13 protein-coding genes and 1 pseudogene are annotated in these 12,612 nt (G+C 50.8%); 11 read left to right on the plus strand and 3 right to left on the minus strand.

Features of this window, described 5'->3' with window-relative positions:
• Window positions 1–86 precede the first annotated feature (86 nt).
• A complete protein-coding gene (locus HP435_RS01875) occupies window positions 87–1,238 on the minus strand; it encodes an epoxide hydrolase family protein (protein ID WP_173599693.1) in 1,152 nt (383 codons plus the stop codon).
• Window positions 1,239–1,356: 118 nt separating this feature from the next.
• The gene (locus HP435_RS01880; protein WP_173599694.1) at window positions 1,357–1,746 is read right to left on the minus strand and encodes a MarR family winged helix-turn-helix transcriptional regulator; all 390 of its coding nucleotides are present in this window, start codon (window positions 1,744–1,746) and stop codon (window positions 1,357–1,359) included.
• 184 nt (window positions 1,747–1,930) lie between these two features.
• On the opposite strand from HP435_RS01880, the gene HP435_RS01885 reads away from it, so the two are divergent.
• The 7 genes from HP435_RS01885 to HP435_RS01915 all read left to right on the plus strand — a co-directional run bounded on the left by HP435_RS01885 (window position 1,931) and on the right by HP435_RS01915 (window position 8,729).
• Entirely contained in the window at window positions 1,931–2,593 is a 663-nt protein-coding gene (locus tag HP435_RS01885; protein WP_122962150.1) for a response regulator transcription factor, read from the plus strand.
• Window positions 2,593–4,071: a sensor histidine kinase gene (locus HP435_RS01890; RefSeq protein ID WP_173599695.1), complete on the plus strand. Its 1,479-nt coding sequence runs from the start codon at window positions 2,593–2,595 to the stop codon at window positions 4,069–4,071. Before HP435_RS01885 ends, HP435_RS01890 begins: the two co-directional genes overlap by 1 nt.
• Window positions 4,072–4,142: 71 nt before the next feature.
• On the plus strand, window positions 4,143–4,694 hold the full coding sequence (locus tag HP435_RS01895) for a hypothetical protein (RefSeq protein WP_173599696.1): 552 nt from the start codon (window positions 4,143–4,145) through the stop codon (window positions 4,692–4,694).
• 128 nt (window positions 4,695–4,822) lie between these two features.
• Complete coding sequence (locus tag HP435_RS01900) at window positions 4,823–5,701, plus strand: helix-turn-helix domain-containing protein (protein ID WP_229049927.1); 879 nt, start codon at window positions 4,823–4,825, stop codon at window positions 5,699–5,701.
• A 113-nt stretch (window positions 5,702–5,814) separates the two neighbouring features.
• A complete protein-coding gene (locus HP435_RS01905) occupies window positions 5,815–6,237 on the plus strand; it encodes a nuclear transport factor 2 family protein (protein WP_173597896.1) in 423 nt (140 codons plus the stop codon).
• Between the two features lie 156 nt (window positions 6,238–6,393).
• Window positions 6,394–7,173, plus strand: a complete 780-nt coding sequence (locus HP435_RS01910) for a TrmB family transcriptional regulator (protein WP_122962155.1) — start codon at window positions 6,394–6,396, stop codon at window positions 7,171–7,173.
• Window positions 7,174–7,256: 83 nt separating this feature from the next.
• Entirely contained in the window at window positions 7,257–8,729 is a 1,473-nt protein-coding gene (locus HP435_RS01915) for an MFS transporter (protein WP_173599698.1), read from the plus strand.
• A gap of 102 nt (window positions 8,730–8,831) precedes the next feature.
• Here the strand turns inward: HP435_RS01915 and HP435_RS01920 are convergent, their stop codons facing one another.
• Window positions 8,832–9,275: a MarR family winged helix-turn-helix transcriptional regulator gene (locus tag HP435_RS01920; protein WP_173597899.1), complete on the minus strand. Its 444-nt coding sequence runs from the start codon at window positions 9,273–9,275 to the stop codon at window positions 8,832–8,834.
• A gap of 98 nt (window positions 9,276–9,373) precedes the next feature.
• Between HP435_RS01920 and HP435_RS01925 the strand changes: the two genes are divergently transcribed.
• The 4 genes and pseudogenes from HP435_RS01925 to HP435_RS01940 all read left to right on the plus strand — a co-directional run.
• Window positions 9,374–9,856 carry a GNAT family N-acetyltransferase gene (locus tag HP435_RS01925; RefSeq protein ID WP_122962158.1) on the plus strand — a complete coding sequence of 161 codons (483 nt, stop codon included), beginning with the start codon at window positions 9,374–9,376 and terminating at the stop codon, window positions 9,854–9,856.
• 127 nt (window positions 9,857–9,983) lie between these two features.
• Window positions 9,984–11,468, plus strand: coding sequence for an aminotransferase-like domain-containing protein (locus tag HP435_RS01930; protein ID WP_173599699.1), 1,485 nt, complete (start codon window positions 9,984–9,986; stop codon window positions 11,466–11,468).
• A 21-nt stretch (window positions 11,469–11,489) separates the two neighbouring features.
• Window positions 11,490–12,416 carry a D-alanine--D-alanine ligase gene (locus HP435_RS01935; protein ID WP_122962160.1) on the plus strand — a complete coding sequence of 309 codons (927 nt, stop codon included), beginning with the start codon at window positions 11,490–11,492 and terminating at the stop codon, window positions 12,414–12,416.
• Window positions 12,409–12,588: pseudogene (locus HP435_RS01940) on the plus strand (hypothetical protein); the annotation flags it as partial. The gene HP435_RS01935 and the pseudogene HP435_RS01940, both read left to right, overlap by 8 nt.
• Between the last annotated feature and the right edge of the window lie 24 nt (window positions 12,589–12,612).

Consider the following 12,612-nt stretch of genomic DNA (forward strand, 5'->3'; position numbering starts at 1 on the left):
TCAAAAAACCTGTAACAGCGTTTTTTTGCTGTTGCAGGTTCTTGAGGTTTGACGGTCTATTTCAAGCACGAGCGTGGAGGCGGAGGTTATTGAAAATAAGCTGCGCGCAAATCTTCGGCGACCAGCGCTGGCTCTTCCCATTCCAGGAAATGCCCTCCGCAATCAAGCTGGACCCAGCGTGCGATATTCGTGCTGCGGGCCGCCCATTCGCGTGGCATTAAAAACATGTCGGAGCCGGCCATCAGCATGCACGTAGGGACTTTTACATCGAGATGGAAGCTGTTGCTGCGCGTACACTCTGCATACAACCGGATCGAGGAAGCGATCGTCTGGGTCACCCAATACACTGTCAAATTCGTCAAAAGCCGATCCCGTCCATAGCGGTTGACGAAATCATCGGGGCGGTCTGTCCAGGCATGGAATTTTTCCAAAACCCAGGAAGCCAGACCTGCCGGAGAGTCGTTCAAGGACACGGCAACCGTTTGCGGCTTCGTCGCTTGCAGCAATGCGTACGCCCACTCTGATTTCATCCAGGCGGCGGAGTTGGCGATAAATTCTGCCTCGGCTGGCGTGATATCGTCAGGAACCTCCGCGACGAGGAGATTCGTACCCGAGAAGTGCAGGCCGATGAGCTGCTCTGGATATTTGTGAGCGAGGTGCATGAGCACACCTTGTCCCATGTCGCTGCCTCTCCCGATATAGCGCTCGTAGCCCAACACTTTCGTCATCAGAGTGGAGAAAATGTCAGCCATGTAGGCGATATCCATGCCGGATTCACTTGGCCGACCAGAGAAGCCATAGCCAGGCAAGGAAGGGATGATGACATCAAAATCTTGATCTGCCTGTCCGCCATAAGCGGCCGGATCAGCCAGGAGCGGGGCAATCTCCATCATTTGCACAAACGAGCTGGGCCAGCCGTGGAGCATCAGGAGCGGCTTGGCCGAAGGACTTTTTCCGCGGAGGTGGATGAAGTGGATCTCGATACCGTCAATCGTTGTCGTATAGTGCGGCAGCTCATTCAAGGCTTGCTCCTGTTTGCGCCAGTCAAAGCCATCGCTCCAATAGGCGACGAGATCGCGCAAGACGACATCGTCAGTGCCGTAGCTCCATCCTGTATGTTCGATTCGGTCGGGCCAGCGTGTCTGTTTGAGCCGATCGGACAAATCATCGAGGATTTGCTGATCGACCGAGATTTGGAAAGGACGGGGAGCGGTAAAGGATAGAGGGCGACTGTTCATTGGTTTATTCTCCTTGTAGAAAAGCAAGATACAAGCTGCTCTTTTATTTGCGTGCGCACGCACATATAATATAACAAGTTGCTTTTTGTTCGTCAACGCTCATGAAAAAGCAGCATGTTCATGAAATCGTGATCGAGATGTTTTTCTTGTTCATCCCATTACGGATAATAGCGGTGATGTCCGGCAAGATTCCTTGATAATCGGCTCTTCCCTGGTCGGAGAGGCGAACCAATGAGCTGCGGCGATCGGTTTCATTTAAACGGCGTTCCACAGTATGGCAAGTTTCCAGGCGACTGACAAGACGGGAAACCGCGCTGTGGCTCAGATTGACCATTTTGCTCAGTTGGTCGATGGTAAGTCCCGCGCCAGTGTCGCCGTTGAGCACAGTGATGACCATAAACTCACTGACGGTTAAATCGTAGTTGGATTTAAGGAATTTTTCCAATTGCTGATTGAGGGTTACGTACAACTGATCGAGAGCCATCCACGTTTGCAAAGCATCTTCCATGTTCCAAAACCACCTTTTGCAGCCTAAAGATATATTGATTTTACTGTATCTCTCCTGCACGTTCAAATTGTAAAAATATCTGCACTCGCTATGAACGAAAAAAGGATAGGTTTTTACATTTCTTTGACAAGAAAATACGAAGCTGCTGCCATAATGAATGAAGGAAAAAATGGGGGAGGAACGTATGGCTTATTCCATTTTGCTTGCAGAGGATGATCCGTCTATCGCCGAGCTGCTTCAGCTGGCGTTAACCGCTTCCGGCTATCACTGCAAAATCGCAGGGGATGGACACATCGCGAAGCAGTTGTTGGGAGATGGCGGCTACGATTTGGCATTGCTGGATATCATGCTGCCGGGACTGGATGGATACCAGTTGCTGGACATTTGCAAAGAGAAGCACGTACCCGTTATTTTTGTGACTGCCAAAGCGAGTGTGTTGGACAAGGTGCATGGATTGCGGTTGGGGGCTGAGGATTATATTGCAAAGCCGTTTGAACTGTTGGAAGTATTGGCAAGAGTGGAAGTTGCGCTGAGAAGGCGGGTTCAAGAGACAGAGGAGATGCTGCTGATTGGCGACGTGAAAGTAGATTGTGTTGGGCGCAAAGTGTACAAAGCGAACGAGCTTATTACTTTGACGCCGAAAGAGTATGAACTGCTGGCGTTTTTGCTGCAAAACCCGAACATTGCCTTTTCCCGTGAAAGCCTGCTCAGCCAGGTGTGGGGTTTTGACTTTTACGGAAGTACGCGAACGGTGGATACGCATATTTTGAACCTGCGGACAAAGCTCGGGCTGTCCAGCTACATTCAGACGGTGCACAAAGTTGGTTACCGATTGGAGCTGGCGTGATGTTGCGGACAGACGGACAAATGCCTCTTTGGATACGGATTTATTTGCTGGCATTCGGCTTGAGTGCGGTGATTATTTTGTTCTTTTGCTATCAAATCACGGCTGTCTCAAGTGAGCATAGCATGCAGAGAGAATATAGCCGCTCGCTGGACAGGCATGTGATGTTTGCGAGTGCGATGAAAATGTATGCAGCTTCCATCGAGAAAATGGCGTTCAATCCGGGGTTGCGGCAAGAGTTGTTGACGAGAGCGGCACAAAATTACGGGCGGTACTATACAGATGGCAAAAGCTATATCGCGATGACGAGTCTGGATGGAGAAAAGCTGTACAGCAGTTTTTCCCCAGCGGATGAAAAGATCATGGAACTGGACCCGCCAAAAGACGGCAGGCGGAGCTTCGTGATTCGTCAATCGGGTGAGCACAGCGTCCTGTTTGTATCAGGCTGGATGAGCATAGCAGACCAGCTCTATCGTCTCGACTATGAAAACGATGTGACCGACATGGTAGCTGGTCAGCAGACTCTCGCTACACAAATCGCCCTGTGGTTTTCCGCAGGGATGATTTTGCTTGCGATCGGTTTGTATGTCCTCATCCGTCATGCGTTAAAGCCGCTCGCCCAGCTGGGTACGCAAGCAAAAGCACTCGCCAGGGGAAACTACGATCCGCGCATTGCAGTGGCTCGCCGGGACGAAATCGGGCAATTGGCGCTAGAGTTCAATCATATGGCCGATGCCGTTCAATCCCACATGGAGCTTCTGCGCAGAGAGGTAAAAGAGCGGGAAACCTTGATTGCCAGCCTTGCCCATGAATTGAAAACGCCGCTCACGTCGATTATGGGCTACGCCAGTTTGCTGGAAAACTATGAACTGGAGCAAGCCGAGAAACAAAAAGCGCTTCGCCTGATTCACTCGGAAAGCAAGCGGCTGGATGACATGTCCAAAAAACTGCTGAATCTGTTCCGGCTGGGCAATGGGCGAGTGGTGCGAAAAGAACAGGTCAGGGTCGCTCAGCTTTTGGAGCACCTCGACATGATCTCGAAGCTGTCGCTTGCGGGCAAAGGGCAGTCATTGGTGATGAAATCCGTCGTGGAGATTGCCTTGGTGGATGAGGAGCTGCTGTACGTTTTGCTGAATAATTTGGTGGAAAATGCCTCGAAAGCGTCGGGTTATCACGAGACGATTTTCCTCAGTGTTTATGCGGAAGGGGAGTTTGTTGTCTTCTGTGTAAGCGATAAGGGCTGCGGCATTCCGGCGGAACATGTGAGCGATGTGTTTCAACCGTTTTTTGTGTTGGATACTGCCCGGAATCGAAAGTACAGCGGCCACGGATTAGGCTTGTCCCTTTGCAAGGCGATTGCGGAAGCGCACGGGGGGAGTATTTCCATCGTCAGCAGTTTGGGAAAAGGGACGAGTGTCTATATACGAGTGCCGAACGGACAAGTTTTGCAAAACGATGACAGAACGCAGATGGAAGGATGACATGCCGGTGATACGCTAACGGTGTCGAACATCCGGAGGTTCGGCCTCATTTCTTGCAGGGAGGGAATCGTATGGAAACCAGTAAAAAAACAACCAGGAAGTCTCGATTGCTGCTCGGCCTTGCCGCAATCGGCACGCTCGCTGTCGCATCCAGTTTTTCCGTGGCGACGTATGCGCAATCTGTGCTGGATGGCAAGATGAATGTGGTCATGACGGAGGCTGCACCACCGAAAGAGCTTGAGGGGAAAGAGACGGTTGCGGATGCTTCCAAACAGCAAAACGAACAAGCCGAGTCCCAAATGGTTTTTCCAACCGCCATGTCCAAAGAGCAAGCCGAGCCGTTTATCAAAGCGGCAACGGAAGCTTTCAAAGCGAGGAAGATCGAGCTGCCCCAGCATGGCTACTGGATTAGCAGCAAATATATCGACAACGAATCAAAAGACGTGCAAATTGACTGGTACCCAAACAGCTTTGACGGTATCGGGCCGATGAACGACATCGAGGGCAAGGTGTATTTCGTCTACTTTACAAAAGCCGATTTGCAAAAAGGGACGGGTGAAATCCAGACTGTGCGCGTGATTGAGCAAGGCGGGATGCCAACTGCCGCCAGTTCCGCAAATTAGCTTATGACAGTGAAGGAAAAGAGTCGCGTATGCGGCTCTTTTTCAGGTGACGCCTGCTCTGTGGAAAAAAGCGGCGTATGCTATACTGGCTGATACGAAAAAACTATTCGGGAGACAGGGTGAGCGCAATGGATGGAGCGATCAAGGAATTTTTGTCTAGCGGTGCAAAGCCGATTTTGTCCAGCGATGATCTGGGGTGGTCGAACATCATGCTTTCCCGGTGGGAGAACATACCGCCTGCCCACCTGTACGACGCTTCCCTCGCCAAAAGGCATGTCATGGCCATACATGGCACACAGGAGCCGCTGAACTTGCAGTTTTTTCAGCACGGCAATCGAACGGAAAAAAAGCTGGCGCCAGGCGATATTCAGTTGTTAGCAGCGGGCGAGAAGTGGTCCTGCCGCTGGACAAGAGCGATCTCTTTTGTGAAGCTTGCGATCGATCCGCTTTTTCTCGACCAGGTTGCCGAAGAGTCGGGGTTTGGGCATACAGACAAATGGCAGCTGGAACAAAAGCCCTTGGTCAGGGACGAAAAGCTGATCGTGCTCACCCGCTGGATGATGGAGGAAGTGCTCAACGGCGGGGCCAACGGAAAGTTGTACAGCCAATCGCTTGCGACGACGATGGCAATCCATTTGCTTCGGAACTATACCGCAAACGCCAGAAGTAGTGTGGCATCGTCTACAGCGACAAACGAGCAGGTGACGGCCGCAATCGAGTACATGCGCATGAATGTGGAACAGGACATTTCCTTGAAGGAGCTTGCGGTGGTTGCCAATATCAGCCTGTCACAGTTGGTGAGGTTGTTCAAACAGCATACGGGAGTGACACCGCATCAATATTTGATCCGGTTGAGAATGGAACGGGCCAAGCAGCTCATTCGCTGCGGCCACATGAGTTTAAAGGAGGTTGCTGCCCAGAGCGGCTTTGCGGATCAGGCCCATTTTACCAGGCAGTTTAAAAAAGTGACGGGCTTGACCCCGTTGAAATACGCGTCGTCCCGCTGAAAGGAGCGCGATTTTTCACAAAAACTTGCGCATTCTGTTCAATATTTTGCGGCAAAGCTGGCGCTATACTTTGGGGGCAGGTTTGCCAAGAAATGAAAAGGAGTGGAGCAGGAATGAAAGCAGCGGAAATCGTGAGCGAGTTTTTTCAACGGGAGGCTAACCAGGATATACAGGGAATGGGGAGCTTGATGAGCAGCGACATCGTCTATGAGATGCCGTTCGGTCTGCAAGCGGGCCAGATTCAGGGCAAGGAAAAGCTGCTGCAATTGCTTGATCAGTTCATTGGAAAAGAGAACGGGATGTACGCGGCGTGGGAAATCAGCAACATCCGGGTGTACCCGGTTGGCGATGGGAAGACCGAGCTTGTTTTCGCAGAAATGGAGAGCAAAGGGACTGTGAAGCAAAGCGGGTTTGCGTATGCCCAATCGTACGTCAGTCTCGTGCAGGTAAGCGATGGGCAAATTTGTTTGTGGAGAGAATATTTTAATCCGATTCCGTTGCAGCATGCCCTTGCCTCGATTGACGATCACAAGTAGTCGTCTAAACCCGCTGGCAGGAGCTTGGAGCGCGTTCCACTTTACCGTGATAGCAGCAGATGCTGGAACGGGAGTTGGGAGTTGACTTCTTTGCAAAACGATAGTAGTATTTAAAAACACCACTACAAACAAACGGGTAAGAAAGGAGGTAGAGCCATGATTGATGAGCTGCGAAAAATCGGATTATCCGATCTGGAAGCAAGATGCTATTTGGCGCTTCATGAGGACCCGAAGATTTCCGGTTATGAGGTCGCCAAAAAAGTATCCGTATCCCGCACGAATGTGTATGCGGCCCTGCGCTCTTTAACGGAAAAGGGCATATGCCGGGTGATCGAAAGCGAGCCTGTGCTCTATGATGCCGTCCCGATTGCACAGCTTGTTCGTCTGCTGAAAACGGAATTTGAACAAACAACGCGTGTGCTACAGGAGCAATTGAATGCTGTCCCCACCACGCCGCCGTCTTTTTACAGTTGGCAAGGTGACAAAACGATCGAGACGGTCATTCATCGCCTGATTGCGAATGCGGACAAAAGCATTGTCGTAGATATTTGGTCCGAAGATGTGAGCTGGGTGGAAGAGCCGCTTCTGGAAGCGGAAAAGCGCGGGGTTGCTGTTACGCTGATCTCGATAGGGGAATGCAACACGAGCGTAAAAAATGTGATCATTCACCAAAGAAGCGAAGAGTGGAGCTCGGTTCGCACGCGAAAATTTTCGATTTTGTGTGATGTTCATTCCGCTTTGCTTGGCAGCTTTGGGAAAGGCATCAAGCCCACCGCTCTGGAAACAAATCATCCTTCGCTCATTGAGTTGTTGCAAAACACGTTTTACCATGATCTCATCATGGAGCAAGTGGAGCGCGATTTTGGCAAAGAGCTGGAAGCGAAGTACGGGAAGCATTATGAGCGGATCATTGATGCGTACAAGGAATACTTGTAAAACAGTATTCCTCTATTTTTGACCTGCTAATAGTAGTATTTAAAAATACCCCTAAAATAACGGAAAAGGAAGTGCGACTCTGCATGAACACGGCTAATCCGGAGACCGCAAAGGCGATCGATCCAAAGCGCTGGTGGGCGCTGGCTGTTTTATTGCTTGGGACTTTTATGGTGTTGTTGGATTCATTTATTGTAAACGTAGCGATTCCAACGATTGAAGAACAATTACACGCGAGTACCACACAAATTCAATTCATTGTGGCTGCCTATGTGCTTTCTTATGCTGTGTTGCTGATTACTGGCGCTCGTCTGGGGGATTGGCTGGGACGCAAAAAGCTGTTCATTGTCGGTATGATCATATTTACCGTGGCTTCTGCCTTATGTGGATTTTCGACAAGCGCAGGATTTCTGATTTTTTCACGTGTCATCCAAGGGGTTGGCGCTGCGCTTTTGATCCCCCAAGTGCTGGCTATTATTCAGGTGATCTTTCCGCCCGAGGAAAAAGGGAAGGCGATTGGTTTTTACGGTGCAGTCAGCGGGCTTGGCTTGATCGCGGGACAAATGGTCGGTGGCGCACTGCTCCATTTTGATATCGGAGGGCTCGGTTGGAGTTCCGTGTTTTTTATTAACATTCCTTTTGGTATTTTGGCTGTTCTGCTCATCATTCCATTGATCAAGGAAACAAAATCGGCAGGAAAGCAAAAAATTGACGCGCTCGGCATCTTCATTTTGACGGGCAGCTTGCTGCTGTTGATCTATCCGCTGGTTGTCGGGAGAGAGGCAGGTTGGCCGCTGTGGGTATTCGCAAGCTTTGCGGGAGCGCTCGTTGCTTTCTTCCTGTTTCGCATACACGAAAAGAGAATGGTTGAGCGCGGGGAGAAGCCGTTGATTCCTGCAGCGATTTTTCACGAGCGTTCTTTTACTCTGGGTGTCCTTACCATTTTGGCTTATCAAATCGGCAATAGCGGGTTTTTTCTCGTTGTATCCATTACGCTACAGGACGCTTTGTCCCTTTCTGCCATGGATTCGGCGCTGGCGTTCACTCCGATCGGGCTTGGCTTTTTTATCGCATCGTTGCTTGGGCCGAAGTGGGCAAAGAAAAATGCCCATGTGCTGAAAGTGGGGGCAACGGTCTTGATCGCGGGCTATGCGGCAGTCATAGCGGCGTGTTATGCCTTGGCCGCTGAGCTGTACTGGCAGCAGCTCATTTTGCCATTCTTCCTGATCGGCTTGGGACAAGGTTTGGTTGGCGCCCCGCTGATGGGAACGATTATGTCAGGTGTCGGAAGGGAATATGTAGGAGCGGCGTCAGGCATATTGAGCACTTTCATGCAGACAGCCAATGCGCTTGGAGTCGCCGTAATCGGGACCGTATTTTTTGCAGCTCTCTCAGGGCAAGCAGCAGCTGATATGCACCTGCAGCTAAACGCCTTCACCTTGGCGTTAGGATGCAGTATTTTCCTGGCTGTTGTAACGCTGATTCTGATTATTGGCTTGCAATGGAAAAAGTCCGTTACGCAGCAAGGCGCTATGGCTAAAGCGGGAAAAGGGACGTAAATCTATACGCTGACAAAAAGGCTGCATCCCTGTACTCATAGGGGTGCAGCGTCTTTTATTGTTCTGGCATGTGATGCATGCGTTTCCAGACCAAGCCTGGGATTACTTGCTGTTCATTTTTGCTTTGCTCAATTTCTCTTGGATGAGTGCCATTGCCTCGCAGATCTCGTTCACGTCACGATCAGTCAGTCCATCCAACAGTTGCTCGATTTGTTCGTCCGACTGGCTGTGAATGTTATCCAATACCTCTTTCCCTTTTTGTGTTAAAGAAAGGAACGTTTTTCTGCTATCGGTCAGTGAAGTTTTTTTCTCTATGAGTTCTTCTCTCTCAAATTTGCGTAAAATTCGACTCATGTAGCTTCTATCGATCCGAAGCTCTTGCACGAGGTTGTTGGCGATGCATTCCGTTCTCTCGCTGATCTCAAACAATACCCGCGCTTCCGTTAATGTATAATTGGTCTCTAAAATTTGATCATTAAATAAGCCCAGTATCTTCGTATAAAACCGATTGAATTGCCGAATGTCAGAGATGCTTTGCTTATTCATATAGGCTCCTTTTTTAGTTGACTTAGTCCACATTTAAGATTAGTATAATTGTACTTTTAAAATGTGGACTGAGTCAACTTTTGAAGGAGAGAAAGCATATGGTTATCCGCGAAATAAGCAAAGAAGACAATGCGCAAATCAAAAAAATCATTCAAGATTCATTAAAATCGCTTGGGCTAGACATCCCGGGGACAGCTTACTTTGATCCGCAGCTTGACGATCTTCACCAATATTACACTCGCTTGAAAAACAGCCAGTATTGGGTGGTTGAAATCAATGGCGAGGTTGCTGGCGGGATTGGCATAGCGCCGTTTGACGAGCGCGAGAAAATTTGCGAATTGCAAAAGCTATATTTAAGTCCCAAAACGCAAGGTCTGGGGTTTGGGAAACAGTTGATGGAAACAGCTTTGGCATTTGCCGCCGAGCATTATGAAAAATGCTATCTGGAAACACAGCACGAGCTGAAAGCTGCGTGCAGATTGTATGAGAAGTTTGGCTTTACCCTTTTACCTGAGCCGCTACCTGGCTCTGAGCATTCCGCAATGGATGCATGGTATATAAAAGATCTGAAACAAAGTTGAAGAAGCAAAGCTTGTCACCTAATGGGGGAAGCGAGCAAGGAACCGCCGCACGATGAAAAATCGATCGCGGTGGTTCTTTTTTTTCGCGCGTCTTCTGTGCCATCATTGTAGATGGGGGCGATGAAGGATGTTCCAGGATTTCAAGCTCGTCGATGACCGGCCGGTCGTGATCCAAGTAAAAGAATACCTTAAACGTTTGATGATAAAAGGGGCGCTGCAAGCGGATCAGAAGCTGCCGTCCACGCGAGAGATGAGCGGTCTTTTGAAAGTGAGCCGCAATACAGTGATCGCCGCCTATGAAGGCTTGGCGGATGACGGCTTTGCGTATGCAATCCCCGGCAAGGGCAGCTACGTGGCTGCTATAGTGGACCAGTCAGCCAGAGATAGTGGAGGAACGGAAGGCCCCGCCAGCTGGCAAGTCGATTGGAAGGCGAAAATGAACGAGTATGCGGTATCGGCTGTAGAGCTGGACATGATGAAGCAGGGCATACGCGCCCAAAAAGGAACGATCTCGTTTACGAGCATTGCGCCGGATGAGCATTTGTTCGATCTGGGGGATGTAAAGCGGGCGTTTATGGATCGCATGGCGATCGAGGGGCAGGTGCTGCTCAACTACGGCTATGCCAAAGGCTACAAGCCGCTGATGGAATACTTGATGCGCTATATGGAAAACAAAGGCGTGGATATAAGCGGCAAGGACATGTTGATCACAAACGGGTTTACAGAAGGCTTTGACATGGTGCTGTCCGCTTTGCGGCCTTCCGGGCGTCGCGGTGCGGCCATTTGTGAAAATCCGACCCACCATACGGCGATCAAAAACTTGAAGCTGCACGGATTCGAGATAACTGGCATTCCGCTGGAACGTGACGGCATCGATGCGGAGCGGCTGGAGGCAGTGCTAAAAGCCAATCGCTTCGATTTGGCCTACCTGATTCCTTCCTATCACAATCCGACTGGCATCGTCATGTCGCCAGCCAAGCGCAGCGCCGTCATGAATGTCATGAGCCGCTATCAAGTTCCGGTGATCGAGGATGGGTTCAATGAGGAGCTGCGCTACTCGGGAGCGCATGTGTCGCCCTTGATTGCCACAGTGGGAAAAGGGAACGGGGTCATCTACATCGGCAGCTTTTCCAAGGTGCTGTTCCCTGGCCTGCGAGTAGGCTGGGTGCTTGGAGACAGAGCGCTGATCGACACGCTGGAAAGCATCAAGCGCGCACGCACGATTCATACATCCACCATCGATCAAGCGATCTTGTACCAATATTTGCTGAACGGAAATTTTGATAAGTACGTCAAAAAAGCGCGGACGGAATACAAGCGCAAATACGAGCTGACAAAAGCATGCTGTGAAGCGCACCTTCCGGAAGCGCAGCTGTCTGGAGACGGGGGCCTGCACTTGTTTCTTGCTTTCCCGCCAGGCGTTAATACCCGTCAACTGCTGGCAGCTTGCACGGAGCAAGGCGTTATTTTTACGCCGGGAGACAAGTTTTTCATTGCGGAAGGCGAAGGCGTGCATACATTGCGGTTAGGCTTTTCACGGGTAACGGATGAAAATATCGAACGGGGCATTCGCATAATCGGCGAGCAGACGCGCAAATTTTTGCAAGGATAACGATAAAGGAGAGGTGTCACGATGAAAATTGGTGTCATTATGGGCGGGGTTTCCTCGGAGCGTCAGGTTTCTCTGCAAACAGGCCAAGAGATGATCAAACAGTTGGATCGCAGTCGCTACGAGGTTGTTCCCATCGTGATCGATCAGCGGCCGGATTTAATCAGGCAAGTTCAGCAGGCAGGAATTGATGTCGCTCTGTTGGCGTTGCACGGCGAGTATGGGGAGGACGGCACGGTGCAGGGCGCGCTGGAGACGCTGGGCATTCCCTATACAGGCAGCGGGGTCTTGGCTAGCAGTCTGTGCATGAATAAACAACTGAGCAAAATGCTGCTCAAAGCAGCGGGCGTGCACACGCCTGCGGGTCTTTGCTGGCAAGGAATGAACGATTATGACCCGCAGATGGTGGCGCAGCTAGGTTACCCGGTTATTGTGAAGCCGAATACGGGCGGATCGAGCATCGGTGTCCAGCTTGTGCAAAACGAGCAGGAGCTGTTGGCGGCTGTCCAGGGAGCTTGCAGCTTGGGCGAGACGATTTTGATTGAGCCGTATATAAAAGGGACAGAGCTGACCGTTGCGATCTTGGATGGCGAGGTTTTGCCGATTATCGGGATTCGCTCCGCCCATTCGGAGTGGTTTGACTACCAGGCAAAATACGAGGTCGGCGGCGCGGAGGAAAAGGTGATTCAGCTTCCCGCTGTTGTGGAGCAGCGCGTACATCATGCGGCACTGACCAGCTATCAGTTGATGCAATGCAAAGTGTACGCCAGGATCGACATGATTTTGTATCAGGATACACCGTATGTGCTGGAAGTGAATACGCTGCCGGGCATGACCGCCAACAGTCTGTTTCCAAAAAGCGCAGCGGCAGCAGGCATGACCTATACGCAGCTGCTGGATCGAATGATTGCCAGCTCCGTGCATGAGCGGAAACAGGAGTGGGGAAGGTAAGGTGGCAGTCGTACCGGGACGTGTGTTCGGAGCAGGCGGAGAGGGCTTTATTCGCTGCTCCCATGCAAGCTCGCGTGACGATTTGCAGCGGGCGCTGGAGCGAATGGGCAAGTTTAGGCAAGCGGCAGCCTGGCAGCCGCAGCAATCGCCCGGAACAGTCGGAGCATTGTGAAAAAAGGGCGTCTCGCAGTCGGAA

Source organism: Brevibacillus sp. HD3.3A, from assembly GCF_013284375.2.
GTDB classification, from domain to species: Bacteria; Bacillota; Bacilli; order Brevibacillales; family Brevibacillaceae; genus Brevibacillus; species Brevibacillus parabrevis.